This is a genomic window from Phenylobacterium sp. (assembly GCF_036501465.1).
GTDB lineage: Bacteria > Pseudomonadota > Alphaproteobacteria > Caulobacterales > Caulobacteraceae > Phenylobacterium.
The window spans coordinates 41,640-65,314 of sequence record NZ_DASYAF010000028.1; the positions used below are offsets into that span (position 1 = coordinate 41,640).

The window sequence follows — 23,675 nt, forward strand, 5'->3', positions numbered from 1 at the left end:
CCTGCGTCTAGTGCGGGGCCTCGTCGGGCGGCGAGGCCGGCGCGGCCTCGGGCGCGGCGGGCGGCGGCGGCGAGGGCGGGCTGACCTTGGGCGGGGTCGCCGTCTCGGCGGCGGCCTTGGCCTCGGCGTCGGCCTCCTCCTTGGCCTCGCGCGCCTCCTGCAGCTTCTCCTTCTCTTCCTCGGTCAACTCCCGCGGCGCCAGGCCCTCGATGCGGTCGACGCCCAGGGGCACCGCGTCGGTGGCGGTCAGCGGGGCCGCGCCGCCCACCGTGGCGCCGGCCACCCGCTCGCCGGGCATCCGCCCACGCGACGGCGCGTTGACGACGCCCATGGCGAAGGCCGAGACCGCGACAAGCACGAGACCGGCCGCGACCAGCTGGAGGACGCGATGGGGCATGGACCACTGCATGGCCGCGACCCTATCGCCCAGGCATTCGCCCCGCAAATCCGTTCCGCCGGGCCGGCCCGGTAAATGGCCGGTTAACCATCCCGCGGCGAAACATGGCCGGCTGATTTGCTGACGGTAGAGTGGGAGCGTTTGGGGCATGGCGCGGACGGCGCGGAAGACCGGCATGGCCCTGGTGGGGCACATCGCGGGCCTGGCCTGGTCGCATCCGGGAACCGCGCGCCTGCGCGGCGGGGTCACGGCCGCGGCGGGCGCGGCGCTGGCCGTCGCCTTCGCCACCTACAACGCCGCCGACCCCAGCCTGAACGCCGCCGGCCCCCTCAAGGCGACCAACGCCCTGGGCGGCCCGGGCGCGGTGCTGGCCGACGTCTTCGTCCAGTCGCTGGGCCTGGGCTGCGCCTTCCTGGCGCTGACCATCGTGGTGCTGGGCCTCTGCCGCGCCGCCGCGTCCGAGCCGGCCCGCTCGCGCGGCGCCCTGCGCCTGCGCGCGCTGGTGGGCGCGAGCGGGGTGCTGGCGCTGTCGGCGGCGCTGGCCCTGCCCGCGCCGCCCGCCGCCTGGCCGCTGGCCAAGGGCCTGGGCGGCCTGTGGGGCGACGCCCTGCTGGGGGCGTTCAGCCGCCTGCTGGCCTACGCCCACGTCCCCACCAGCCTGCCGATCGCCGCCGGCGTCTTCCTGGCCATCGGCCTGGCTGCCATGGGCTATGCGGTGGGCCTGCGGAAAGGGGAGCTGCGCACCCTGGCCGACTGGCTGTCGGTGCTGCTGACGCCCAAGCCCAGGCTCGCCGCCGCCAAGCCGGAGAAGGCCGCCCGCGCGGCCAAGGTCTCGGCCCGCGACCGTCGGGCCGGCGGGATTTCCGACGCCGCCCTCGAGCCCGCGCCCATCGCGCTGGAGCCCGGCGAAGGCCCCCGGGTCAAGGCCCCCAAGGCCGCGCCCAAGGAAAGCGCCCGCGAGCACCGCGAGGCCCAGACCACCTTCGACTTCGCCCGGGCCGGCGGCTTCAAGCTGCCGGAGCTCGGCATGCTGGCCAAGCCCAAGCCCCGCGCCGCCCAGTTCGACGAGGGCGCCCTGCGCCAGAACGCCCAGCTCCTGGAAAGCGTGCTGGCCGAGTTCGGGGTGCGCGGCCAGGTGGACCAGATCCGCCCAGGCCCGGTGGTCACCCTCTATGAGCTGGTCCCGGCTGCCGGCGTGAAGTCCGCCCGGGTGGTGGCGCTTTCCGACGACATCGCGCGCTCCATGAGCGTCGCCGCCTGCCGCGTCTCAGTGGTGCCGGGCCGCAACGCCATCGGCATCGAGCTGCCCAACCAGAAGCGCGAGACCGTCTACCTGCGCGACCTGCTGGCCAGCGGCGAATACGAGCGCGGCGGCCAGACCCTGCCCATGGCCCTGGGCGAGACCATCGGCGGCGAGCCCTACATCGCCGACCTGGCGCGGATGCCGCACCTGCTGATCGCCGGCACCACCGGCTCGGGCAAGTCGGTGGGCGTCAACGCCATGATCCTGTCGATCCTCTACCGGCTGCCGCCCGACCAGTGCCGGCTGATCATGATCGACCCGAAGATGCTGGAGCTGTCGGTCTACGACGGCATCCCGCACCTGCTGGCGCCGGTGGTGACCGATCCCAAGAAGGCCATCGTCGCCCTGAAGTGGACTGTGCGCGAGATGGAGGACCGCTATCGCCGCATGTCGAAGATCGGCGTGCGCAACGTCGCCTCCTACAACGAGCGCGCCAAGGAGGCCGCGGCCAAGGGCGAGCACTTCGAGCGGACCGTCCAGACCGGCTTCGACGACAGTGGCCGGCCGATCTACGAGAGCGAGAAGATCACCCCGGAGCCGATGCCCTACCTGGTCGTGGTGATCGACGAGGTCGCCGACCTGATGATGGTGGCCGGCAAGGACATCGAAGGCGCCGTCCAGCGCCTGGCGCAGATGGCGCGGGCCGCCGGCATCCACCTGATCATGGCCACCCAGCGCCCGTCGGTGGACGTGATCACCGGCACCATCAAGGCCAACTTCCCGACCCGGATCAGCTTCCAGGTCACCTCCAAGATCGACAGCCGCACCATCCTGGGCGAGCAGGGCGCCGAACAGCTGCTGGGCCAGGGCGATCAGCTCTACATGGCCGGCGGCGGGCGCGTCACCCGCCTGCACGGGCCCTTCGTCTCCGACGGCGAGGTGGAGGCCGTGGCCCGGTTCCTGCGCGAGCAGGGCCAGCCGCAGTACCTGGAAGAGGTCACCGCCGCGCCGGAGGAGGACGCGGAGGCCGGCGACTTCGGGTTCGGCGGCGATGGCGAGGGCGGCAACGACCTCTACGACCGCGCGGTCGCCGTGGTGACCCGCGACGGCAAGGCCTCGACCAGCTACATCCAGCGCCGCCTGCAGATCGGCTACAACCGCGCCGCCTCGCTCATCGAGCGGATGGAGCAGGAGGGCGTGGTCGGCCCCGCCAACCACGCCGGCAAACGCGAGATCCTGGTCAGCGCCGCGCCGTAGACACAGGACTCGAGATATGAGGACCGTCGAGATCGTCGACGTTTTCACGCCAGGTCGCGCCTACGGGTACGCTAATCGGGCCCTGGAAGTCGGCGTGCTTCCAAAGCCCGGAGACTCACTCAGACTGTTGGACCCGGGCCGCAGATGGGCCGCGCCCCTGAGCCGCCTCCTGGTTAAGACCGTTGTTAAAATGGACGACGAGTCCGACGGTTACTTGGTGTTTTTCGACGATCTGTCTCTTCGTTCGGATGAAGAGGCCGCTGAATTTTTCGTCAAACTCGAGGCCGATGGCTTCGAAGTCTTCCCGAATAGTGAGGTTGAAGCCGACCTTTGATCGGGCGACCAGCGCGGAGGGCGATGTCGGATCTAGGCCGCAACCTCGTAACCGGCGGTTTGAACCCTAGCCGTGAATCCCCCCAAATGCGTCGGGGATTACGCCGCCGGTCTCCAGCAGGGTCTTCATGTTGGAGAGGACGGCCGGCCAGGCTTCGGACACATCCTTCAGGCCCGGGGGCGTGAGTTCGCTGTGGGTCATGGTCACCCGCACCTTTTCGCCCATCTGGCGGATGTCGAAGGCAACGACCGACACCCGGTCGGGATTGTCCACGTGCGCGGGCCCAGCCCAGGTCATCACCAAGCGATGCGGCGGCGCGGCTTCCAGCACCTTGCCCACCAGGTCGGCGGGCTTGCCGGGGAACTTGTGCTCCCAGGTCGAGCCCACCTGCCAGTCGGAGACGTTGGCGCGATGCCAGAACCGGGCGCTGACGTCGGCGTCGGTGATCGCTTCCCACACCTTTTCCGGCGTTGTCAGGATGTAGGTCACATAGACGTAGGACGGCTTATCCATCGCGGTCTCCTTCGAGGCGTTGCTTCAGTTCGGCCAGGGCGTCGAGCCGCGGCCGTTCGAACTTGGCGATCCAGCGGGCGTGCGCCTCGTGGATCGGGACGGGGTTCAGGTAGTGCAGCTTCTCGCGGCCCCGCCGGGCGGTGGCCACGAGGTTGGCGGCCTCCAGCACCGCCAGATGCTGGCTGACCGCCTGGCGGGTCATGGCGAGGCGCGAGGCCAGCGCGCCAAGGGTCTGGCCGGGTTCGCGGAACAGGTCGTCGAGGAGCGCGCGGCGGCTTGCATCCGCCAACGCCTTGAAGACCCGGTCCACGTCGTCGGTCATGGCCGCTAATATGCAAGTAATTGCTTGCATGTAAAATCGGGCCGAAGCGGGTAGATAACCGCCATGCGCTTCTCGACCCTCACCCTCGCCGCCGTCTTCGCCTTTTCGGCCGCGCAAGCCCTGGCTGCGCCCGCTGAGGCGCCGCCCCCGGACCTCAGGCCCGCCCCGGCGCTCAACCCCCGGCCCGACGAGGTCGTGACCGGCGTGCCGATCGCCTACTACACCCTGGCCCTGACCTGGACGCCGGAGTGGTGCCGCTCCGGCGGCAGCGGGGCGAGCGCCAAGGAGATGGAGTGCGCGCGGCCGCTGGGCTTCACCCTGCACGGCCTGTGGCCCGACGGCGCGCACCCGCCCTATCCCGGCTTCTGCAAGCCGGCGGGTCCGCTCGACCTCGCCACGGTGCGCGCAATGTGGCGGCGCACGCCCTCGGCGGTGCTGCTGCAGCATGAGTGGCAGAAGCATGGGACCTGCGCCGCCTGGCCCGACGCGCGGGCCTATTTCGCCCAGTCGGCGAAGCTGTTCGACCGCATCGCCATCCCGAAGGTCGAGGCCATACCGCCAGGCGACCTCACCGCCGGCGCCGTCCGCGCGGCCTTCCTGGCGAAGAACCCCTGGCTCAGGCGCGAGGAGATCTTCGTCCAGAGCCTGCGGGGCCGGGACGACGCCCTGTCGGAAGTCCGCATCTGCTACGACCTTCGGTTCCAGCCCGCCGCCTGTCCGGGCGGCGACGGCGCGCCGGACCGGGTCCATCTGACGCTGGCGCCCAGCCGCACCGGCGCCTTCTGACGCCCGGCGCGTTCCGGCAAGCCTTGCTGCGGCCACCATCGGCCGCCAATTTCAGCGCCATGAGACGAACCCTGACGAGCCGCCGCCGCCTCCTGGTCCAGACCCTGGCCCTGGCCACGACCGCCGCCCTCCTGCCGGCCGCCGCCTTCGCCGCGCCCGCGCCGACGCCGGCGCTCTCCGCGGAGGACCGGGCGCTGGTGGACAAGGCGGTGGCCTATCTGCAGGGCCTCGGCGAGGCCAAGGGCCGCTTCGTCCAGACCGATGGGCGCGGGCCGCCCACCAGCGGCGAACTGTTCCTGAAGCGCCCCGGCAAGGCGCGGTTCGCTTATGACCCGCCGTCCGGCCTGCTGGTGGTCTCCGACGGCGGCCGGGTGATCGTGCAGGACAAGCGGCTGAACACCTTCACCGCCTATCCGCTGGGCGCCACGCCGCTGTCGCTGTTCCTGGCCAAGACCATCCGCCTGGACAAGGGCGTGCAGGTGACCCGGGTCGTCCGCGCCAGCGACGGCTTCACCATCACCGCCCGCGACGGCGGGCACGGGACCGCCGGCCAGATCGCCATCTCCTTCGCCGACAACCCCATGCGGCTGGTCGCCTGGACCGTGACCGACGCGCAGGGCCGCGTCACCCAGGTGCGGATCGAGGGCCTGGAGAAGACCTCCGGCCTCGCGCCTTCGCTGTTCGTGCTGAAGAACCCCAACACCCGCGCGCCGGACCCCGGCCGCCTCGGATTGTGACACTTTCAACACGCTCAAGGGATTCGGCGCGACACCTTGACCTTTGTGATCGCCTGTGACTTTGATGCCACTACCCCGTCAGCGCGCGCACGCGCCGACGGATCCGTGCCGGAACCTATCCCCTCCCGGCGGCGGCATGAGAGACCACTGAAACGCCCGGGCTACTCCAGTGCCCGGGCGTCTTCTTTTGCCCCATTCCCTTGACCGCCCCGGCGACCTAAGGAGCCGCATGCGCCTTCGCCTCTGCACCTGGAACGTCAACTCGGTTCGCCTGCGCGCGGAACAGGCCGCCCGCTTCATGGCCGAGCAGCAGCCGGACGTCCTGTGCCTGCAGGAGATCAAGTGCCGCGAGGGCGAGTTCCCGCGTGAGGCCTTCGTGGCCATGGGGCTGCCGCACCTGAAGATCGCCGGCCAGAAGGGCTGGCACGGCGTCGCCATCGCCTCGCGCCTGCCGCTGGAGGACGCGCCGGCCCTGGACGTCTGCCGCGAAGGCCACGCCCGCTGCGTCGGCGCCAAGGTGGCCGGCGTCGAGATCCACAATTTCTACATCCCGGCCGGCGGCGACCTGCCCGACCGGGCCCTGAACCCGAAGTTCGACCACAAGCTCGACTTCTACGAGAAGCTGACCGCCGAGATCGCCGCCCGCGACCCCAAGGCGCCGCTGGCCATCGTCGGCGACCTGAACGTCGCCCCCGGCGAGAACGACGTCTGGAACCACCGCTACATGTCCAAGGTGGTCAGCCACACGCCGGTGGAGGTCGAGGCCATGTGGGCCCTGCACCGCGCCGGCCAGTTCACCGACCTCACCCGCCAAGCCTATCCCGAGCCGCAGAAGCTGGCCTCGTGGTGGAGCTACCGCGCCCAGGACTTCCGGGTCTCCAATCGCGGGCTGCGCCTGGACCACATCCTGGTCAGCCCGGGCCTGAAGGCCGCCGCCTTCGTGGACGGCAAGGCCCGGTCGCGCATCCACGACGACGTCCGCGAATGGGAACGCCCCAGCGACCACGCGCCCGTGTCGGCGGATTTGAACGTCTGATCCAAAGTGTCATCCTGGTTTCGCCGCAGGCGAAGACCGGGATCCATGGACACGGCGTCGCCGGGCCTCGCGGCGCGCCGGCGTGACCCATTCTGCTATTCGGAATTCATGGGTCCCGGTCTTGGCTGACGCCAAACCAGGATGACACGGGAATTTAAGGCGCGAGCTTGTAGCCGCCGGCCTCGGTGAGCAGCAGCTTGGCGTTGGCCGGGTCGCTCTCGATCTTCTGGCGCAGGCGGTAGACGTGGGTCTCGAGCGTGTGGGTCGTCACGCCGGCGTTGTAGCCCCAGACCTCGGCCAGCAGCTCCTCGCGCGACACCGGCTTCTCGCCGGCGCGGTAGAGGTACTTCAGGATGTTGGTCTCCTTCTCCGTCAGGCGGATCTTCTTGCCCTGCGGATCGATCAACAGCTTGCCGGCCGGGCGGAACTCGTAGGCGCCCAGCCTGAAGACCGCGCCCTCGGAGTGTTCGTAGTCGCGCAGCTGCACCCGGATGCGGGCCAGCAGCACGGCGAACTTGTAGGGCTTGGTGACATAGTCGTTGGCGCCGGAATCCAGGCCCTGGACGGTGTCCTCGTCCTCGGCGGCGGCGGTCAGCATGATCACCGGGGTGGTGACGCCGCTCTCGCGCATGCGCCGGCAGGCCTCGCGGCCGTCGAAGTCCGGCAGGTCGACGTCGAGCAGTATCAGGTCGGGGCGTTCGGTCTGGGCCAGGCGCACCCCGTCGCCGGCGGTGGCGGCCTCCAGGGTGTCGAAATCCTCGGCCTGCAGCTGTTCGGCGACGGCTCCGCGCAGGTCGGCGTCGTCATCGACGATGAGCAGGGTCTTGCGTTGCGCCATGTCCGCCTGAACATGCACCGGGTCGGCCCGGTCTCGCAAAGAGAATTGGCCGGCAAGGGGATTTGGCGTGATCTTCACCGCGACGGCCGAGGGCGACGGGACGACGGGCTGGTTGGCGCTTGATGGCCGCAGCGTACGCTGCGCGCTCGGCAAGGGTGGCGTAAGGCCGGCGGCCGACAAGCGCGAGGGCGACGGCGCGGCGCCGGCGGGGACCTGGCCGATCCGCGAGCTCCTGTATCGGCCCGATCGCGGCGCGGCGCCGACCACCGCCCTGCCCGCCCGGCCGCTCGCGCCAGACGACGGATGGTGCGACGCTCCGGACGATCCGGCCTACAACCGGCCGGTCAAGACGCCCTATGCCGCCAGCCACGAGGCGATGTGGCGCGAGGACGGCCTCTACGACCTGGTGGTCGTGCTGGGCTACAACGACGACCCGCCGGTCGCCGGCCGGGGCTCGGCCATCTTCCTGCACCTGGCGCGGACGGGTTATCTGCCGACGGAAGGCTGCGTGGCGGTAAGCCGGCCCGACATGGAGGCCCTGCTGGCGCAAGCCCGGCCGGGCGACGCCGTCGAGATCAAGGAGATCGCCTGAATGTCCCTCGCTGCCTGGCTCGCCTTCGCCCTGGCCGCCGCCGTCATGGGACTCATTCCAGGGCCAGGCGTCACCAGCATCGTGGGCTATGCGCTCAGCTCCGGGCGGCGCACGGCCCTGGCCTCGGTGGCCGGCATCGCCATCGGCAACATCGTCTGCATGACGATTTCCTTGGCCGGCGCGGGCGCGGTGCTCGCCGCCTCGGCGCTGGCCTTCACGGCGCTCAAGTGGGCGGGCGCGCTCTATCTGATCGGCCTGGGCGTCCTGGCGCTGGCCCGCAGCCGCCAGGGGTCGGAGCCCCGCGCCGAGATCGCGCCGATCGCGCCGCGGACCGCGCTGCTGTCGAACATCCTGCTGGGCGTCTTCCATCCGAAGACCATCGTCTTCTTCGCGGCCTTCGCTCCGCAGTTCATCTCGCCCAAGGCCAGCTACCTTGCCCAGGCCGCGATCCTGATCGCCACCTACGCCGCCGTGGTCGGCTGCACGGACACCGCCTACGCCCTGGCCGCGTCGCGCGCCTCGCGCCTGCTGCGCAGCCCGCGCGCGATGCTCTGGTCGAAGCGGGCCGGCGGCGGGGTGCTGATCGCCGCGGGCCTGGCCACCGCGGCCGCCTCGCGCAACTAGGCCGGCCGGGCCTTAGGCGGTTCAGACCTTCAGGCGGAATAGGCCCGCGCGCCGAACACCGCCGAGCCCACCCGCACGCTGGTGGCGCCGAAGGCGATGGCGGTCTCGAAGTCGCCGCTCATGCCCATGGAGAGTTTCGCAAGCCCGTTGCGGGCGGCGATCTTCGCCAGCAGGGCGAAATGCGGCCCGGGCGGCTCGTCGGCCGGCGGGATGCACATCAGCCCTTCCGGCTCCAGGCCATAGGTCTCGCGCGCCAGGGCGATGAAGGCGTCGGCGTCGGCGGGGATCACGCCGGCCTTCTGCGGCTCCTCGCCGGTGTTCACCTGGACGTAGACGCGTGGGGCGCGGCCCTGCTTCTGCGCCGCCTCGGCAAGCACGCGCGCCAGTTTCTCGCGGTCCAGGGTCTCGATCACGTCGAAGAAGGCCGCGGCGTCCGCCGCCTTGTTGGTCTGCAGCGGCCCGATCAGGTGCAGGGTGAGGCCCTCGGCCTTGCCGCGCCAGCGCTCTTGCGCCTCCTGCACCCGGTTCTCGCCGAACACAGTCTGGCCCGCGGCCAGCACGGGCGCGACCGCTTCCCAGGGCTGGGTCTTGGAGACGGCGACCAGGGCGACATCGCCCGGCGCGCGGCCGGCGGCTTGCGCGGCGCGGGCGATCCGGGCCAACACGTCAGCATAGGCGGGCGGAGGAGCGGCCATTTCGGGCTTCTGGACCTTGGAGCGGACGGCGCAACACCTAGGGCGCCGCGCGGCCCGCCGGAAGGGGCGACGGGGGCATGGGCCCGCCCTGCCGTCCCTGCTGTTCTTCACCGATCCGGCCCGGACGCCCGATCCGGAAGCCGTCGCCACGCGCCTGCCGCGCGGCGCGGGCGTGGTGTTCCGCGCCTTCGGAGCCCTGGACGCCGAGGCGCGGGGACGGCGGCTGGCGGCGATCGCACGGCGGCGAGGCCTGGTGCTTCTGGTCGGCGCCGACGCCGGGTTGGCGGCGCGGATCGGCGCGGACGGCGTCCACTTGCCTGAGCGCGCGGCCCATCGCGCCCGGCGGCTGAAGGCGGCGCATCCGCATTGGCTGGTGACGGCGGCGGCGCACTCGCCGCGCGCCGCGCGCCGCGCGCTGGCGGCGGGCGCCGAGGCGGTGGTCGTCTCGACGGTGTTCGCAAGCCGCAGCGCCTCGGCCGGCGCGCCGATGGGGCCTATCCGCCTGGCGATCCTCGTCGGCCGCGCCGGCGGGCCGGTCTATGGCCTGGGCGGGGTGGACAACAAAAAAGCCCGCCTCCTCAAGGGGACGGGCCTGGTCGGGCTGGCGGCGGTGGACGCCTTCGGAGGCCCCTAGAACCTGAGCTTCGTCTCGAGCTGGACGCGCGGCTGGGTGTTGTCCGGGGTGTTCGGCTTGGGGCCCGGGATCACCGCCTGGGAGCCGAAGGAGAAGGCCCCGCCCACCCGCAGCGAGGGCGTGATCTTGTAGTAGGCGCCCGCCTGGATGTCGTTGAGCGTGGTGCTGCGCGTCTCGGGCTGCTGGACGTTGAAGGTCACGCCCCACTTGCCCTTGGCGGTGTCCCACTTCAGGCCCGGCGCGATCGAAGAGGCGTCGGCCTGCGTGTTGAGGTCGATCGACTTGGCCGCGGAGGGCGGCGGCGTGGCCGACACGGTGGCCGCCTGGGCAGCCGTCGTCGCCGCGCCCAGAAGCGCGGTCAGGCCGACCAAAGCTGCGAACCTGCGGACCGACATGCCCAACATATAGCCCCAACGGCCCGTGATCGCACCCCCAGGTTCCCGTCCGGGCGTGGTCACGGAAGCGTCTGGATTACGCGGGGGCTGGTTAAGCCGTCAACAACGTACCCCCAAGAGGCGTATGCGTGCGGCGAAGAACCTCGCCGTCTGTGGCGGCCAGGTCACGCGATTCCTGTTTGGCGACTGACACGGCGTTGTTATAGAGGGCCGGGCGCGGGGCGGCGCCGTAGCGCCTGGCTGGTGCGACGGAAATCATTGGAGACGGATACATATGCCGTTTGTGCAAGGCGCCGGGGTGCGTGGCGTAATCTATCGGGGCGCGGTCGTCGCCGCCCTGGCCGCGGCGGCCCTGAGCGTCGCCGGCTGTTCCCACATCCCCAATCCCCTGGCCCGTAAGGGCGGCCCCAAGGAGATGGCCAATCCGAATTCGGCCGCCCAGATCGGGGTGAACAGCTATCTGTGGGAAGCCACCCTGGCGACCCTGTCCTTCATGCCGCTCGCCTCGGCTGACCCCTACGGCGGGGTGATCATCACCGACTGGTATGCGAACCCGGAAAAGCCGAACGAGCGCTTCAAGTGCACGGTGTACATCCTGGACGCGCGCCTGCGGGCCGACGGGCTGAACGTCGCCGTCTTCAAGCAGAACCGCGACGCCTCCGGCCAGTGGATCGACGCCCCCTCGGCCGGCGAAACCGAGACGCAGATCGAGAACGCCATCCTGACCAAGGCGCGCCAGCTTCGACTTTCGAACATCAAGGGCTGAGCCACGCTCAGCTCGTTCGCTTGTCGGCGCGCCCGCTAGGCCGTTGACCGGACTCCCACTCCAGTCCAAAGGCCTGCCCAAGATGGCCCGCTACAATCCCAAGGAAACCGAGCCGAGGTGGCGCAAGGCCTGGGCGGACGCCGACGCCTTCCGCGCGGTGATCGACCCCGCCAAGCCCAAGTACTACGTCCTGGAGATGTTCCCGTACCCGTCGGGGCGCCTGCACATGGGCCATGTGCGCAACTACGCCCTGGGCGACGTGATCGCCCGCTTCAAGCGCGCCCGCGGCTTCTCGGTCCTGCACCCCATGGGCTGGGACGCCTTCGGCCTGCCCGCCGAGAACGCCGCCATGGAGCGCGGCGTCGATCCCAAGGGCTGGACCTACGACAACATCGCGCGCATGCGCAGCGAGCTGAAGGAACTGGGCCTCAGCATCGACTGGTCCCGCGAGTTCGCCACCTGCGATGTGGCCTACTACGGCCAGCAGCAGGCGCTGTTCCTGGACCTCTATGCCCGCGGCCTGGTCTATCGCCGCGAGGGCCTGGTGAACTGGGACCCGGTCGACATGACCGTGCTGGCCAATGAGCAGGTGGTCGACGGCCGCGGCTGGCGAAGCGGCGCGGTGGTCGAGAAGCGCAAGCTGAACCAGTGGTTCTTCCGCATCACCGACTACGCCGACCAGCTCACCGACGACCTGGCGACCCTGGACCGCTGGCCGGAGAAGGTCCGGGTGATGCAGGAGAACTGGATCGGCCGCTCCAAGGGCCTGACCTTTTCCTTCAAGTTCGCCGGCGCGGCGCCGGCCGGCTTTGAGGACGGGCTGGAGGTCTACACCACCCGGCCCGACACCCTGTTCGGCGCCAGCTTCGTGGCCATCGCCGCCGACCATCCGCTGGCGCAGAAGGCGGCGGCGGCCGATCCCAGGGCCGCGGCCTTCATCGCGGAATGCAAGAAGGGCGGCGCCTCCCAGGCCGAGATCGACACCGCCGAGAAGCTGGGCTTCGACACCGGGGTGCGCGTGCGCCACCCGTTCGACGAGAGCTGGGAGCTGCCGGTCTGGATCGCCAACTTCGTGCTGATGGACTATGGCGCGGGCGCCCTGTTCGGCTGCCCGGCGCACGACCAGCGCGACATCGACTTCGCCCGCAAGTACCGCCTGCCGGTGATCCCGGTGGTGCTGCCGCCGGGCGAGGATCCGGCGACCTTCGCGGTGGGCGAGGAAGCCTATACGGGCCCGGGGACGATCTACAACTCACGCTTCCTGGACGGCCTGGACATCGAGGCCGCCAAGGCCGCCGCCATCGCCAGGATCGAGGTCCAGGGCGAGGGTCACGGCGACACCGTCTTCCGCCTGCGCGACTGGGGCGTGGCGCGCCAGCGCGCCTGGGGCTGCCCGATCCCGGTGGTCCACTGCGACAAGGACGGGGTCGTGCCCCTGCCCAAGACGGCGCTGCCGGTCGCGCTCCCCGACGACCTGGAGTTCGGCAAGCCCGGCAACGCCCTGGCGCGCCACCCGACCTGGAAGCACACCACCTGCCCGAAGTGCGGCGGGCCGGCGACCCGCGAGGTCGACACCCTGGACACCTTCGTGGATTCGTCCTGGTACTTCGCCCGCTTCGCCAATCCCGACTTCGCCACGCCGATCGACAAGCAGGCGGCCGACTACTGGCTGCCGGTCGACCAGTACATCGGCGGCATCGAGCATGCCGTGCTGCACCTGCTCTACGCCCGCTTCGTCACCAAGGCCCTGGCCGACGACGGCCAGCTGAAGGTGCGCGAGCCGTTCGCCGGCCTGTTCACCCAGGGCATGGTCACCCACGAGACCTATCGGCGGCAAAGCGGCGAGTGGCTGGAGCCCAAGGACGTGGAGGTCACCGCCGAGGGCAAGACGCGGCGCGCCCGGCTGCTGGAGACCGGCGAGCCGGTGACCATCGGCGACGTCGAGAAGATGTCGAAGTCCAAGAAGAACACGGTCGCCCCGGAGGAGATCTTCGACGTCTACGGCGTCGACGCCGCGCGCCTGTTCGTGCTGAGCGACAGCCCGCCGGAGCGCGACGCCCAGTGGTCCAACGCCGGCGTCCAGGGCGCCTGGCGCTTCGTCAACCGCGTCTGGGACGAGTTCGACAGCCAGCCGGCGGGCGGGCTCGCCCCCTCGGGCGAGACGGACGAGGCGGCCACGGCCCTGCGCCGCGCCACCCACAAGCTGGTCAAGCAGGTCACCGAGGCGATCGACACCTTCCGCTTCAACTCCGGCATCGCGCGGCTCTATGAGTTCCTGAACCTGTTGAAGGCCCATCCGGCCGCCACGGCCTCGCTCGCCGTGGCCCAGGCGCGGCAGGAAGCGCTCAGCGCCTTCGCCCGGCTGATCGCGCCCTTTACGCCACACCTGGCCGAGGAATGCTGGGCGCGGGTCGGCGGCGAGGATATGGTCGCCCAGGCGCCCTGGCCCGCGTTCGACCCGGCGCTGACCGAGGAGGCCGTGCGCGTCCTGCCGGTGCAGGTGAACGGCAAGCGGCGGGGCGAAATCTCCGCCCCGGCCGGCGCCTCGCCCGCCGATGTGGAGAAGATCGTGCTTGACGATCCCGAGATCGCACGGCGCCTAGAGGGCCTGACCATCCGCAAGGTGATCGTGGTGCAGGATCGCATCGTCAACATCGTGGCCGCCTGAGCAGTGCGCAGCGTCCGAACCCTCCTCTTTTCGGCCGCGCTGGCGGCCGCGGGCCTGGCGCTCAGCGGGTGCGGCTTCACCCCGCTCTATGGCGCGCCCGGGGTCATCCCGAAGCTCGCCGCCATCGAGGTCATCCAGCCGCCGCAACGGAGCGGCTATCTGATCAGCCAGCACCTGGAGGACGCCTTCGCCCGCGACCACTCCGCCCAGGCCCAGTATTCCATGCGCCTGTCGCTGGCCGAGGCGCGCTATCCGCGCGGCATCCGCACCGACAACGTCGCCACCCGCTACGAATATGTGCTGACCGCCGACTACACCCTGGCCAGCCTGCCGGGCGGCGATATCGCCAAGAAGGGCCGGGTGCGGGTCGAGGTGACCTACGATTCCGCCGACCAGCCCTACGCCTCCATCGCCGCCGAGCAGGACGCCGAGGACCGGGCGGCGGCGGAGGCCGCGCGCCGCATCCAGCTCGAACTCGCCGCCTGGATGGCCACCGGCGAGCCCACGACCAAGACCAAGCAGAAGGTCACCCCGCCGCCGGCCAATTCGACGACGCCCACGGACCTTCCGACCGGGGGCTGACGGCGGTGATCCTCGGCAAACGGCCGGACGCCGAACGCTTCCTCACCCGCCCCAATGAAGGCTTCAATGGCGCGCAGGTCCGCGCCGCCCTGATCTACGGCCGCGACCTGGGCGTGGTGCGCGAGCGCGGCCAGCAGCTGGCGGCGAAGATCGCCAAGGACCCCAACGACCCCTTCGACGTCGCCCAGCTCACCGATGGCGACCTCGACGCCGACGGCGGGCGGCTGGAGGGCGAGCTCGCCGCCCAGTCGCTGATGGGCGGGCGACGGCTGGTTCGCCTGCGCTTCTCCAGCGACAAGGCCTCGCTCGACAAGCTGGCCGCCGAGGCCCTGACCCGCCATGCCGCGGGCGAGCTGAACCCCGAGGCCTTCCTGATCGTGGAGGCCGGGAACCTCGGCCGCGATTCCGCCCTGCGCAAGGCCGCCGAGAAGGCCGAAGGCGCGGCCGCCATCCCCTGCTACGAGGACGAACCCGGCGACGTCGCCCGCCAGGTGCGCGAGGCCCTGGCGCGGGACAACCTGTCGCTGTCCAACGAGGCCCTGCAGCTGTTCGTCGCCCGCATGCCCAAGGAGCGCGGCGTGGCCCGCCAGGAGATCGAGCGCCTGGCGCTCTACCTGGATCCGGGCAGCGGGGCGCTGGCCACCCCGGCCGACCTGGAGGGCTTCTTGGGCGTGGAGCCGGAGGCCTCGCTCTCCGACGCCGCCGCCGACGCCTTCGGCGGGCGCCTGGCCGACGCCCAGGCCGGCCTGCGCCGCGCCGCCCAGGAGGGCGAAGGCGGACCCGCCGCGGTGCGCGCCCTGGGCCTGCACCTGGGCCGCCTGCGCCGCGCGCTCACCCTGGCCAAGAACGGCGCGGGGATGCAGGAGGCGGCCAAGGCGGCCGGCGTGTTCTGGAAGCAGGAGCGCGAATTCCTGCGCCAGGCGCGGTCCTGGAGCCTGGAGGAGCTGGACCGCATCCAGCCGCAAATTCTGGAGGCCGACCGGCAGTGCAAGTCCGCCGGCGCGCCGGACCAGCTGATCGCCGAGCGCCTGGCGCTCACCGTCGCCGGCCGCGCGCGGCGCCTGGGCCTTTAGTCGCAGCGCCGCCTGCCTCTTGTCGTCGGCGAACAACGCTCGGATACTCCCGCCCATAAGCAGGCGTGACTGCAGAGGGCATTGGGAGGCTAGCATGTTGGCGAAGGGTCTGAAGGTTCTTGCCTTTTCCGCGGCGATCGGCGCGTTGGCCGCGCCCGTCCTGGCCCAACCGCCCGCACCGCCCGCCACCGGCTACAAGGCGCCGCGCGCCGCCGACGGCCACCCCGACCTGCAAGGCGTCTGGACCAACGCCGCCATCACCCGCCTGGAGCGCAATCCCCGCTACGGCAAGACCCTGGCGCTGAGCGACGCCGAGGCCAAGAAGGTCGAGGCCCACACCCAGGCGGAGATCGACCTCGGCAACAAGCCCACCGATCCCAACGCCAAGGTCACCGACCTGCCGGCCGACTGCTCCGGCGGCCGCGGCACCAACTGCAACTACAACGCCGCCTGGACCGACCCGGGCCATGTGGTCATGCGGGTGAACGGCCAGCCGCGGAACGGCTTCATCACCTCCACGCCCGACGGCCGCGTGCCGATGCGCAAGGACATCAAGGTCGACGCCTTCGGCCGCCGCGCCCTGCCGGCGGGCGCGGGCCCCAGCGACAATCCGGAGACCCGCGCGCTGGGCGAGCGCTGCCTGCTCTCGTTCGGAAATTCCTCCGGCCCGGTGATGCTGCCGGGGCTCTACAACAACACCTATCAGTTCGTGCAGACCAAGGACGAGGTCGCCATCGACGTGGAGATGGTCCACGACGTGCGCCACGTCCGGCTGAACGCCAAGGAGCACCTGCCGGCCTCGATCCGGCCCTGGATGGGCGACTCGATCGGCCACTGGGAAGGCGACACCCTGGTGGTGGAAACCACCAACTTCAATCCGCAGCAGGTGTTCCGCGGTTCGTCCGCCCACCTGAAGGTCACCGAGCGCTTCACCCGCACGGGGCCGGACCGGCTGCACTATGCCTTCTGGGTCGAGGACCCGACGGTGTTCGCCCAGCCCTGGGGCGGCGAGTACGAGTTCGGCCGCATCAAGGGGCAGGTCTACGAATACGCCTGCCACGAGGGTAACTACGGCCTGGTCGGCATCCTGCAGGGCGCCCGCGCCGAGGAGCGCACCGGCGTCAAGACCGCCCCGACCAACATCGACCAGAAGGCCAAGCCGGCCGACAACGAAGAGGGCGAAGGCTTCTAGTCGCGAACCTTCGAGTAGACGAAGCAGTCGGCGGGCTGGTCCGGCGAGGTATAGTCGGCCTTGCGCAGTATGCCCTCGCTGGCGTAGCCGCAGGCCTCGGCCAGGCGCGCCGAGGCGTCGTTCCAGGTCTCGATGATCAGCTGCAGCCGGTGGCACTCCGGGTGCTCGGTGAACAGCAGGTTGGAGAACAGCCTGAGCGCCTCGGAGGCGTAGCCCTTGCCGCGGTCGTCCTCGTCGTGCAGCACATAGCCGATCTCCAGCCCGTGGACGCCCGGCCCCGCGCCATAGAACTGCAGGGTGCCGATCAGCCGGCCGCCCTCGCCCTCCACCCGGCTCTCGATGGCGCAAGCGCCGGCCTTGGGCGTCCAGAAGCCGGTCTGGTCCAGCACCCGGCGCGCCCAGTCCGGATCGGTCATCGGCTCGGTGATCGACAGCGTGAAGCGGTGCTTCGTCGCCGCCTTCAGGTCGCGCGCGCCGATGGTGCGCAGGCGCACGCGGGTCCCGTCAGCGAGCACGGTCATGTGCGCGTCAGCCGGCGGCAGAGGTCGTCGAGCTGTTCCAGGGTGGCGTAGCGGATCTTGAGCTCGCCGGCTCCGCCGCGGTCGACGATGTCCACCTTCATGCCCAGCACGTCCTCCAGGTCGACCTCCAGGGCGGCCGTGTCGGTGTCCTTGGACCGGCGCGGGCCCGACGCCTTCTTCGGCGCGCCCTCGTCGCTGCGCGCCAGGGCCTCGACCTCGCGCACCGACAGGCCCCTGGCCACCGCCAGCTCCGCCAGCCGCTCGGGGTCCTTGGCGGTCAGCAGCGCCCGGGCGTGGCCGGCCGACAGGCGGCCCATGATCACGTGGTCGCGCACGCCCTCGGGCAGCTGGGTCAGGCGCAGCATGTTGGCCACGTGGCTGCGGCTCTTGCCGACCACCGTGGCCACCTTGTCCTGGGTGTAGCCGAAGCGGTGGGTCAGTGAGAGGTAGCCGTGCGCCTCTTCCAGCGGGTTCAGGTCCTCGCGCTGGATGTTCTCGATCAGCGCGATCTCGTAGGCGCGCTCGTCGTTCAGCGCCCTGACCAACACCGGCAGGGTGGTGAGCCCGGTCTTCTGGGCCGCCCGCCAGCGCCGCTCGCCGGCGACGATCTCATATTCGCCGCCCTTCTGCGGCGAGGGCCGCACCAGGATCGGCTGCAGCACCCCGTTGTTGCGGATCGATTCCGCCAGCTCCTCGATCTCCGCCTCGGCGAAGTGGCGGCGCGGCTGATCGGGATTGCGGTGGATCAGCTCGATCGGGACCTCGCGCGCGCCTTCGCCGCCCGGCGCGGCGTCGTCTCCCGCCTCGTCCAGCAGGGCCGACAGGCCCCGGCCCAATCCTCTGCGGCCCTCGGCCATCCTCGACTCCTTACGCCGCCACCCCGAGCGATCTTCGATCGCTCAAACCCTTAAGCTGCTTGACCATTTTCTAAACCGAGCTCTGGGCCGGCGCCTTGGAAAATGGTCGGGGCAGGCGGGCGCGCTCGCGCAGCACCACCTCGCGGGCCAGCCTGAGATAGGCCTGGCTGCCCGCGCACTTCAGATCATAGACCAACGCCGGCTTGCCGAAGCTGGGCGCCTCGGAAACCCGCACATTGCGCGGGATCACCGTCTGGTAGACCGTCTCGCCGAAGTGGTCGCGCACGTCGTTGGCGACCTGGGCCGACAGGCCGTTGCGCCGGTCGAACATGGTCAGCACGATCCCCTGGATCTCCAGCTTCGGGTTCAGGTTCTGGTGCACCAGGTCGATGGTGCGCAACAGCTGGGTCAGGCCCTCGAGCGCGAAGAACTCGCACTGCAGCGGCACCAGCACCGCGTCGGCCGCCGCCATGGCGTTGACCGTGAGCAGGTTCAGCGATGGCGGGCAGTCGATCAGGACGTAGCTGTAGGTCCCGGCCTCGCGCACCGCCTCCAGGGCGTCGCGCAGCTTGTAGGAGCGCCGCGCCTGCTGGGCCAATTCCATCTCGATGCCCGAAAGGTCCGGGTCCGACGGCACCACGTCGAGGCCGGGCACGGACGACTTCACCAGCGCCTCGCTGAGCGGCTTTTCCCCCATGAGCACGTCGTAGAGGGTGTTCTTGCGCTGGGCGCGTGGGATTCCGAGGCCGGTGGAGGCGTTGCCCTGGGGGTCGCTGTCGATCAGCAGCACCCGCTCGCCCACCGCCGCCAGGGCCGTGCCCAGGTTGATGGCGGTGGTGGTCTTACCGACCCCGCCCTTCTGGTTGGCGACCACGAGCACGCGCAGGGGATGGTCAGACCTTGCGGGCACGCCCGAGCCTCCTCAAACGCACAATGCGGCCGCGAGGGTCGCTCTTGGATGGCACGACGTCAGCCTCGTATTCCCAATATCTAGCGGCTTCCTTCATCTCAGATACCACATCTTGTCCCTTGAGGAACAAGCCCGTGGCGCCGGCCTGAAGGTAGGGCCGGGCATACCCGAGCAGGCGGTGAAGCGGCGCACAAGCCCGGGCGGTGACGATGTCCACAGCCAGGCGCAGGTTTTCCGCACGATCGTTGTGCACCGTGGCCGGAAGCTCCAGCGCCACAACGACTTCGGAGAGGAACCTGCAGCGCTTGGCCATGCTCTCCACCAGGTGGACATGCGCGCCGGGCCGGCCCTTGAGCAGTATGGCCAGCACCAGGCCGGGCGGCCCGGCGCCGGCCCCCAGGTCGGCCCAGGTCCGGGCCTCCGGGGCCAGGGCCAGCAGCTGGGCCGAATCCCAGGCATGGCGGTTCCAGAAGTCCGGCAGGGTGGCCGGGCCCACCAGGTTCATCACCGCGTTCCGCTCGGTCAGCATCGAGCGGAAACGGTCGAGATCGGCCATCTGGGCCGGCGTGGCGTGGGCAAGCCGAGCGAAACCGTCGGCGTCCAAAACCCCTTCCGTCAGCTGCGCTGACACCTCCCCCGCCAAGGCGTGGGAGGAGTGCTCCTCCCCTGAAGGGGGCGCTTCGGGGGAGGTGTCGCCGGAGGCGACGGAGGGGGCGACGCCACTAGGCGGCGGTGCGGCGGCGGACATGGGCCAACAGGGCGGTGAGCGCGCCAGGGGTGACGCCCTCGATGCGGGCGGCCTGGCCGAGGGTCAGCGGGCGTATGGCGGCGAGCTTCTCGCGCGCCTCGTTGGAAAGGCCGCCCACGGCGGCGTAGTCCAGCCCGGCCGGCAGCTTCAGGTCCTCGTCGCGGCGGAAGGCGGCCACGTCGGCGGCCTGGCGGTCGAGGTAGCCCGCGTAGGACGCGTCGATCTCGATCTGCTCGCGCACGGCCGGGGCCCAAGCCGCGATCTGCGGCCAGATCCGCGTCAGGTCGTCGAAGCCGATGGTCGGGTAGGCCAACAGTTCGGTGAGGTTGCGGCGCTGGCCGTCGGCCTTCACCGGCAGGCTGGCCCTTTCCGCCTGGGCCGGCGTCAGCGTCAGCGCGCTGGCTTCGGCGCGGGCGGCCGCCAGGGCGGCGGACTTCCGCGCGAAGGCCCGCGACCGGTGGGTCCCGACCACGCCCAGCGCCTCGCCCTTGGCGGTCAGCCGCTGGTCGGCGTTGTCGGCGCGCAGCAGCAGGCGGAACTCGGCGCGGCTGGTGAACATCCGATAGGGCTCGGTGACGCCGCGGGTGACCAGGTCGTCGATCAGCACCCCGATATAGGCCTCGTCGCGGGCGAAGGCGGCGGCGTCCAGGCCCGAGGCCGCCCGCGCCGCGTTCAGGCCGGCCACCAGCCCCTGGGCGCCCGCCTCCTCGTAGCCGGTCGTGCCGTTGATCTGGCCGGCCAGGTAGAGGCCCGGCAGGCGCTTGACCTCCAGGGTCGGGTAGAGCTCGCGCGGATCGACGTAGTCGTATTCGATGGCGTAGCCGTAACGCTTCACCCGCACGGCCTCGAGCCCGGCCATGGTGCGCAGGAACAAATCCTGGGTCTCCTCGGAAACCGAGGTCGAGACCCCGTTCGGATAGACCGTGTCGTCGGTGAGGCCCTCCGGCTCCAGGAACACCTGGTGGCTGGTCTTGTCGGCGAAGCGGACGACCTTGTCCTCGATCGACGGGCAATAGCGCGGGCCGACGCCCTTGGTCCGGCCGCCATAGACCGCGCTCTCGCCCAGGCGCTCGGCGATGATCCGGTGGGTCTCGGCATTGGTGTAGGTGACGCCGCAGGCGATCTGCGGCGTTCGGATTTCATCGGTGAGAAAGGAGAACGGCTCCGGCGTCTCGTCGGCGGCCTGCATCTCCAGCCGCTCCCAGGCGATGGTGGTCCCGTCCAGCCGCGCCGGCGTGCCGGTCTTCAGCCGCCCCATCTTCAAGCCTGAAGCGTAGAGCCGGTCGGAGAGACCGATGGCCGGCGCGTCGCCCACCCGGCCGGCGGGAATGCGGTCCTCGCCCCGGTGGATCACCCCCTTCAGGAAGGTGCCGGTGGTCAGCACCACGCGCCCGGCGCCATAGGCCTCGCCGGCGGCGTCGACCACGCCCACCACCACGCCGTCCTTGAGGATCAGGTCCTCCACGGCCGCGGCCTTGATGGTCAGGTTGGGGGTGGCGGCGAGTTCGGCCTGCATGGCCTCGCGATAGAGCCTGCGGTCGATCTGCGAGCGCGGCCCGCGAACCGCCGCGCCCTTGGAGCGGTTCAACAGGCGGAACTGGATGCCGGCCTTGTCGGCCAGCCGGCCCATGACGCCGTCCAGGGCGTCGATCTCGCGCACCAGGTGGCCCTTGCCCAGGCCGCCGATGGCCGGGTTGCAGCTCATCTCGCCGATGGTCTCGAGCTTGTGGGTGAGCAGCAGGGTGCGCGCGCCGAAGCGCGCGGCGGCGGCCGCGGCCTCGCAGCCGGCGTGCCCGCCGCCGATCACGATCACATCCCAGGTCACGCTTCGCACGTCTCGCCTGCGCCTTAAGCAACAACGCCTCCGCGGACCGGCGGAGGCGTGCGGCTATATAGGCGATCAGGGCTCGCGGGTCACCCGCGGCGCGATCACGATCCGGCTCGGGGCCCAGCGGCGGAGCGCCCAGCCCAGCACGATGCCCGCGGCGCCGGCCGCCAGCACCTGAAGGAAGAACGGCGCGCCGCGCAGGAGGGCGCCGGACACCGGCGTCTGATGGACCGCCGCCGCCAGCCAGCTGTTGGCGCCGAAAGCGACCGCGGCTGCGATCAGGAAGAAGAAACCGGTGGCGATCCTTGGGCCTGCCACATAGGCGAGCAGAACCGCCGTGGCTGCGAACTTCACCCAGGTCCAATCCATGATGGCCTCGCGATGTTTCACGTGAAACATCGCCATACTGCCGCCCTCACGGCTAACGCTTCACCCCACGCCGCTCATTTTCCGATGCAGAAGGTCGCAAAAATGCGCCCGAGCACGTGATCGGGATCGATGCGGCCGGTGATCCGGTCGAGCGCGCGGGCGGCCAGGCGCACATCCTCGGCGGCCAGTTCCAGCTGGCTCCCCTCGCCCATCGCCTGGCGCACACGCTGGGCGGCTTCGTCCAGCAGGTCGCGATGGCGCAGGCGGGTGGCCGCCGCCGGCTCCGCGCCGGCCAGGGCCTCGACCACCCGCTCGCCCAGGGTCTGTTGCAGCCAGGCCATGTCGCTCGGCCCCTTGGCGGTGAGTTCGGCCGAGGGGATGTCCATCCGCCGCGCCACCTCGGCCGCCCAGATCCCGGCCGGGCCGGTCGCCAGGTCGCGCTTGGTGATCAGGCAGAGGTCGTCCGCGCCCACCTCGTCGGGCAGGCCGGGCAGCTCGGCGACCGAGCCGTCCACCAGCCAAAGGCGCAGGTCGGCGTTCTCCGCCCACGCGCGGGCGCGACGCACGCCCTCGGCCTCGATCTCTTCCTCGGCGTCGCGGATCCCGGCGGTGTCGGCCAGCAGCACCTTGTAGCCGGCGATCACCAGCGGGACCTCGATCACGTCGCGGGTGGTGCCGGGCGTGGCGGTGACGATGGCCGCCTCGCGGCCGACCAGGGCGTTCAGAAGGGTGCTCTTGCCGGCGTTGGGCGCGCCCACCAGGGCGATGCGGAAGCCCTCGCGCACCCGCTCGCCGCGCTCGGCGTCGAGGGTGGCGGCCTCCAGCTCGGCGGCCAGGCGCGCCAGCACCGGCCCCGCGCGGGCCGCCACATCGGCCGGCAGCTCCTCATCGGGGAAGTCCACCGCGGCCTCGAAATAGGCCAGGGCCTCGGTCAGGGCCTCGCGCCAACGCGCCTGGACGTCTGACAGCCGCCCGCCGAGCTGGGCCAGGGCCTGGCGGCGCTGCTGTTCGGTCTCGGCCTCGATCAGGTCGGCGACGCCCTCGGCCTGGGCCAGGTCCAGCTTGCCGTGCTCGAAGGCCCGCCGCGTGAATTCCCCGGGCTCGGCCAGGCGCAGGCCCCGCGCGGCCAGGGTCTCCAGCAGGGTTGCGACGACCGCGGGGCCGCCATGCACCTGGAACTCGGCGGTATCCTCGCCGGTGTAGCTGGCCGGGCCGGGCATCCAGAGCACCAGGGCGCGGTCGATCTCGCGCCCCTGCCGGTCGCGCAGCGGCCGCAGGCTCGCCCGCCGCGCCGCCGGCAGCCGCCCAGCCAGGGCCCGCACGGCCTCGGCCGTCCCGGGCCCCGACAGCCGCACCACCGCCACCGCGGCGCGGCCCGCGGCCGTGGCCGGCGCGAAGATGGTATCGGTCATTTCCGCCCGGTCACTTCCGTGGATTGGCGGCGGAGAGGCCTGCTTCCATCAGCTTGCGGAACTGCTCCTGGGCGCCCTGGCCGAAGCTCATCCAGTTCTTCATCAGCTCGTCGGGTGAGACCAGCGCCATGTTCGCCTCGACCCGCTTGCTCATCTCGCTCACCAGCTGGTCGTTCAGCGCGCTCACGTCCGGCAAGCCCAGGAAGCGCCGCGCCTCCTCCGGCGTGCAGTCCACCTCGATCGTCATCTTCATGGCCGGACCTCTTCAGTTCGGAATCCATATGGCCGCGCGCGGCCCGTCCGCGCTAGTAGCGCAGTGCGGGGGCCACGTGAAACCGGAGACGAC

The 23,675-nt window shown here is 71.0% G+C and carries 27 protein-coding genes; 13 read left to right on the plus strand and 14 right to left on the minus strand.

From position 1 onward, the window contains the following. Positions 1-7: 7 nt before the first annotated feature. Positions 8-397, minus strand: a complete 390-nt coding sequence (locus VGL85_RS02735) for a hypothetical protein (protein WP_331585718.1) — start codon at positions 395-397, stop codon at positions 8-10. A gap of 148 nt (positions 398-545) precedes the next feature. On the opposite strand from VGL85_RS02735, the gene VGL85_RS02740 reads away from it, so the two are divergent. Both VGL85_RS02740 and VGL85_RS02745 read left to right on the plus strand, forming a co-directional pair. Continuing rightward, complete coding sequence (locus VGL85_RS02740) at positions 546-2,897, plus strand: FtsK/SpoIIIE family DNA translocase (protein WP_331585720.1); 2,352 nt, start codon at positions 546-548, stop codon at positions 2,895-2,897. A 16-nt stretch (positions 2,898-2,913) separates the two neighbouring features. Further along, complete coding sequence (locus tag VGL85_RS02745; RefSeq protein WP_331585721.1) at positions 2,914-3,231, plus strand: hypothetical protein; 318 nt, start codon at positions 2,914-2,916, stop codon at positions 3,229-3,231. Positions 3,232-3,297: 66 nt separating this feature from the next. Here the strand turns inward: VGL85_RS02745 and VGL85_RS02750 are convergent, their stop codons facing one another. Both VGL85_RS02750 and VGL85_RS02755 read right to left on the minus strand, forming a co-directional pair. Further along, positions 3,298-3,744 (minus strand): SRPBCC family protein, encoded by a 447-nt coding sequence (locus VGL85_RS02750; RefSeq protein WP_331585723.1) that lies wholly within the window; start codon positions 3,742-3,744, stop codon positions 3,298-3,300. Next, positions 3,737-4,066 (minus strand): metalloregulator ArsR/SmtB family transcription factor, encoded by a 330-nt coding sequence (locus VGL85_RS02755; RefSeq protein WP_331585725.1) that lies wholly within the window; start codon positions 4,064-4,066, stop codon positions 3,737-3,739. The genes VGL85_RS02750 and VGL85_RS02755 overlap by 8 nt, the downstream gene beginning before the upstream one ends. A 63-nt stretch (positions 4,067-4,129) precedes the next feature. Here VGL85_RS02755 and VGL85_RS02760 point away from each other — a divergent pair, with 63 nt between their 5' ends. The 3 genes from VGL85_RS02760 (at position 4,130) to VGL85_RS02770 (ending at position 6,625) form a co-directional block, all read left to right on the plus strand. Continuing rightward, positions 4,130-4,852 (plus strand): ribonuclease T2 family protein, encoded by a 723-nt coding sequence (locus VGL85_RS02760; protein ID WP_331585727.1) that lies wholly within the window; start codon positions 4,130-4,132, stop codon positions 4,850-4,852. 59 nt (positions 4,853-4,911) lie between these two features. Next, a complete protein-coding gene (locus VGL85_RS02765) occupies positions 4,912-5,589 on the plus strand; it encodes an outer membrane lipoprotein carrier protein LolA (protein WP_331585729.1) in 678 nt (225 codons plus the stop codon). A 229-nt stretch (positions 5,590-5,818) separates the two neighbouring features. Continuing rightward, the gene (locus tag VGL85_RS02770; RefSeq protein WP_331585731.1) at positions 5,819-6,625 is read left to right on the plus strand and encodes an exodeoxyribonuclease III; all 807 of its coding nucleotides are present in this window, start codon (positions 5,819-5,821) and stop codon (positions 6,623-6,625) included. Positions 6,626-6,779: 154 nt separating this feature from the next. Here VGL85_RS02770 and VGL85_RS02775 read toward each other — a convergent pair whose 3' ends face one another. Then, the gene (locus VGL85_RS02775) at positions 6,780-7,463 is read right to left on the minus strand and encodes a response regulator transcription factor (protein WP_331585733.1); all 684 of its coding nucleotides are present in this window, start codon (positions 7,461-7,463) and stop codon (positions 6,780-6,782) included. Between the two features lie 67 nt (positions 7,464-7,530). On the opposite strand from VGL85_RS02775, the gene VGL85_RS02780 reads away from it, so the two are divergent. Beyond that, positions 7,531-8,055 (plus strand): L,D-transpeptidase family protein, encoded by a 525-nt coding sequence (locus tag VGL85_RS02780; protein ID WP_414695157.1) that lies wholly within the window; start codon positions 7,531-7,533, stop codon positions 8,053-8,055. Next, positions 8,056-8,679, plus strand: a complete 624-nt coding sequence (locus VGL85_RS02785; RefSeq protein WP_331585735.1) for a LysE family translocator — start codon at positions 8,056-8,058, stop codon at positions 8,677-8,679. Between the two features lie 29 nt (positions 8,680-8,708). Here VGL85_RS02785 and VGL85_RS02790 read toward each other — a convergent pair whose 3' ends face one another. After that, positions 8,709-9,374 (minus strand): YggS family pyridoxal phosphate-dependent enzyme, encoded by a 666-nt coding sequence (locus VGL85_RS02790; RefSeq protein ID WP_331585737.1) that lies wholly within the window; start codon positions 9,372-9,374, stop codon positions 8,709-8,711. 16 nt (positions 9,375-9,390) lie between these two features. On the opposite strand from VGL85_RS02790, the gene VGL85_RS02795 reads away from it, so the two are divergent. Beyond that, positions 9,391-10,008 (plus strand): thiamine phosphate synthase, encoded by a 618-nt coding sequence (locus VGL85_RS02795; RefSeq protein WP_331585739.1) that lies wholly within the window; start codon positions 9,391-9,393, stop codon positions 10,006-10,008. Here VGL85_RS02795 and VGL85_RS02800 read toward each other — a convergent pair. Then, complete coding sequence (locus tag VGL85_RS02800; protein ID WP_331585741.1) at positions 10,005-10,403, minus strand: NtrZ family periplasmic regulatory protein; 399 nt, start codon at positions 10,401-10,403, stop codon at positions 10,005-10,007. The genes VGL85_RS02795 and VGL85_RS02800 overlap by 4 nt on opposite strands. Before the next feature lie 274 nt (positions 10,404-10,677). Between VGL85_RS02800 and VGL85_RS02805 the strand changes: the two genes are divergently transcribed. From VGL85_RS02805 to VGL85_RS02825, 5 genes are all read left to right on the plus strand, one after another. Continuing rightward, positions 10,678-11,169, plus strand: coding sequence for a DUF3576 domain-containing protein (locus tag VGL85_RS02805; RefSeq protein ID WP_331585743.1), 492 nt, complete (start codon positions 10,678-10,680; stop codon positions 11,167-11,169). An 82-nt stretch (positions 11,170-11,251) separates the two neighbouring features. Beyond that, on the plus strand, positions 11,252-13,837 hold the full coding sequence (gene leuS, locus VGL85_RS02810) for a leucine--tRNA ligase (RefSeq protein WP_331585745.1): 2,586 nt from the start codon (positions 11,252-11,254) through the stop codon (positions 13,835-13,837). A 3-nt stretch (positions 13,838-13,840) separates the two neighbouring features. After that, complete coding sequence (gene lptE / locus VGL85_RS02815) at positions 13,841-14,419, plus strand: LPS assembly lipoprotein LptE (protein ID WP_331585747.1); 579 nt, start codon at positions 13,841-13,843, stop codon at positions 14,417-14,419. Between the two features lie 5 nt (positions 14,420-14,424). Then, a complete protein-coding gene (holA, locus tag VGL85_RS02820) occupies positions 14,425-15,492 on the plus strand; it encodes a DNA polymerase III subunit delta (RefSeq protein ID WP_331585749.1) in 1,068 nt (355 codons plus the stop codon). A gap of 94 nt (positions 15,493-15,586) precedes the next feature. Then, positions 15,587-16,684 carry a hypothetical protein gene (locus VGL85_RS02825; protein WP_331585751.1) on the plus strand — a complete coding sequence of 366 codons (1,098 nt, stop codon included), beginning with the start codon at positions 15,587-15,589 and terminating at the stop codon, positions 16,682-16,684. Here the strand turns inward: VGL85_RS02825 and VGL85_RS02830 are convergent. The 8 genes from VGL85_RS02830 to VGL85_RS02865 all read right to left on the minus strand — a co-directional run bounded on the left by VGL85_RS02830 (position 16,681) and on the right by VGL85_RS02865 (position 23,582). Continuing rightward, positions 16,681-17,205, minus strand: coding sequence for a GNAT family protein (locus VGL85_RS02830; RefSeq protein WP_331585753.1), 525 nt, complete (start codon positions 17,203-17,205; stop codon positions 16,681-16,683). The genes VGL85_RS02825 and VGL85_RS02830 overlap by 4 nt on opposite strands. Then, the gene (locus VGL85_RS02835; protein WP_331585755.1) at positions 17,202-18,062 is read right to left on the minus strand and encodes a ParB/RepB/Spo0J family partition protein; all 861 of its coding nucleotides are present in this window, start codon (positions 18,060-18,062) and stop codon (positions 17,202-17,204) included. Before VGL85_RS02835 ends, VGL85_RS02830 begins: the two co-directional genes overlap by 4 nt. Positions 18,063-18,132: 70 nt before the next feature. Beyond that, complete coding sequence (locus tag VGL85_RS02840; protein WP_331585757.1) at positions 18,133-18,972, minus strand: AAA family ATPase; 840 nt, start codon at positions 18,970-18,972, stop codon at positions 18,133-18,135. Continuing rightward, entirely contained in the window at positions 18,956-19,528 is a 573-nt protein-coding gene (gene rsmG / locus VGL85_RS02845; RefSeq protein WP_331585784.1) for a 16S rRNA (guanine(527)-N(7))-methyltransferase RsmG, read from the minus strand. The genes VGL85_RS02840 and rsmG overlap by 17 nt, the downstream gene beginning before the upstream one ends. 166 nt (positions 19,529-19,694) lie before the next feature. Next, positions 19,695-21,554, minus strand: a complete 1,860-nt coding sequence (mnmG, locus tag VGL85_RS02850; protein WP_414695158.1) for a tRNA uridine-5-carboxymethylaminomethyl(34) synthesis enzyme MnmG — start codon at positions 21,552-21,554, stop codon at positions 19,695-19,697. A gap of 66 nt (positions 21,555-21,620) precedes the next feature. Continuing rightward, entirely contained in the window at positions 21,621-21,938 is a 318-nt protein-coding gene (locus tag VGL85_RS02855; protein ID WP_331585761.1) for a hypothetical protein, read from the minus strand. A 53-nt stretch (positions 21,939-21,991) separates the two neighbouring features. Next, on the minus strand, positions 21,992-23,329 hold the full coding sequence (gene mnmE, locus VGL85_RS02860; protein ID WP_331585763.1) for a tRNA uridine-5-carboxymethylaminomethyl(34) synthesis GTPase MnmE: 1,338 nt from the start codon (positions 23,327-23,329) through the stop codon (positions 21,992-21,994). A gap of 10 nt (positions 23,330-23,339) precedes the next feature. Beyond that, entirely contained in the window at positions 23,340-23,582 is a 243-nt protein-coding gene (locus tag VGL85_RS02865; protein ID WP_331585765.1) for a DUF6489 family protein, read from the minus strand. Between the last annotated feature and the right edge of the window lie 93 nt (positions 23,583-23,675).

What these genes read in the sequence shown, in the direction of transcription:
- VGL85_RS02740 (WP_331585720.1), top strand. Translation starts at nt 546, where the DNA reads ATGGCGCGGACGGCGCGGAAGACCGGCATGGCCCTGGTGGGGCACATC.
- rsmG (WP_331585784.1), bottom strand. Translation starts at nt 19,528, where the DNA reads ATGGCCGATCTCGACCGTTTCCGCTCGATGCTGACCGAGCGGAACGCG.
- VGL85_RS02865 (WP_331585765.1), bottom strand. Translation starts at nt 23,582, where the DNA reads ATGAAGATGACGATCGAGGTGGACTGCACGCCGGAGGAGGCGCGGCGC.
- VGL85_RS02800 (WP_331585741.1), bottom strand. Translation starts at nt 10,403, where the DNA reads ATGTCGGTCCGCAGGTTCGCAGCTTTGGTCGGCCTGACCGCGCTTCTG.
- VGL85_RS02785 (WP_331585735.1), top strand. Translation starts at nt 8,056, where the DNA reads ATGTCCCTCGCTGCCTGGCTCGCCTTCGCCCTGGCCGCCGCCGTCATG.
- VGL85_RS02790 (WP_331585737.1), bottom strand. Translation starts at nt 9,374, where the DNA reads ATGGCCGCTCCTCCGCCCGCCTATGCTGACGTGTTGGCCCGGATCGCC.
- VGL85_RS02745 (WP_331585721.1), top strand. Translation starts at nt 2,914, where the DNA reads ATGAGGACCGTCGAGATCGTCGACGTTTTCACGCCAGGTCGCGCCTAC.
- mnmE (WP_331585763.1), bottom strand. Translation starts at nt 23,329, where the DNA reads ATGACCGATACCATCTTCGCGCCGGCCACGGCCGCGGGCCGCGCCGCG.
- leuS (WP_331585745.1), top strand. Translation starts at nt 11,252, where the DNA reads ATGGCCCGCTACAATCCCAAGGAAACCGAGCCGAGGTGGCGCAAGGCC.
- VGL85_RS02735 (WP_331585718.1), bottom strand. Translation starts at nt 397, where the DNA reads ATGCCCCATCGCGTCCTCCAGCTGGTCGCGGCCGGTCTCGTGCTTGTC.
- VGL85_RS02770 (WP_331585731.1), top strand. Translation starts at nt 5,819, where the DNA reads ATGCGCCTTCGCCTCTGCACCTGGAACGTCAACTCGGTTCGCCTGCGC.
- VGL85_RS02765 (WP_331585729.1), top strand. Translation starts at nt 4,912, where the DNA reads ATGAGACGAACCCTGACGAGCCGCCGCCGCCTCCTGGTCCAGACCCTG.
- VGL85_RS02825 (WP_331585751.1), top strand. Translation starts at nt 15,587, where the DNA reads ATGTTGGCGAAGGGTCTGAAGGTTCTTGCCTTTTCCGCGGCGATCGGC.
- VGL85_RS02760 (WP_331585727.1), top strand. Translation starts at nt 4,130, where the DNA reads ATGCGCTTCTCGACCCTCACCCTCGCCGCCGTCTTCGCCTTTTCGGCC.
- VGL85_RS02755 (WP_331585725.1), bottom strand. Translation starts at nt 4,066, where the DNA reads ATGACCGACGACGTGGACCGGGTCTTCAAGGCGTTGGCGGATGCAAGC.
- VGL85_RS02805 (WP_331585743.1), top strand. Translation starts at nt 10,678, where the DNA reads ATGCCGTTTGTGCAAGGCGCCGGGGTGCGTGGCGTAATCTATCGGGGC.
- VGL85_RS02750 (WP_331585723.1), bottom strand. Translation starts at nt 3,744, where the DNA reads ATGGATAAGCCGTCCTACGTCTATGTGACCTACATCCTGACAACGCCG.
- VGL85_RS02775 (WP_331585733.1), bottom strand. Translation starts at nt 7,463, where the DNA reads ATGGCGCAACGCAAGACCCTGCTCATCGTCGATGACGACGCCGACCTG.
- VGL85_RS02835 (WP_331585755.1), bottom strand. Translation starts at nt 18,062, where the DNA reads ATGGCCGAGGGCCGCAGAGGATTGGGCCGGGGCCTGTCGGCCCTGCTG.
- VGL85_RS02830 (WP_331585753.1), bottom strand. Translation starts at nt 17,205, where the DNA reads ATGACCGTGCTCGCTGACGGGACCCGCGTGCGCCTGCGCACCATCGGC.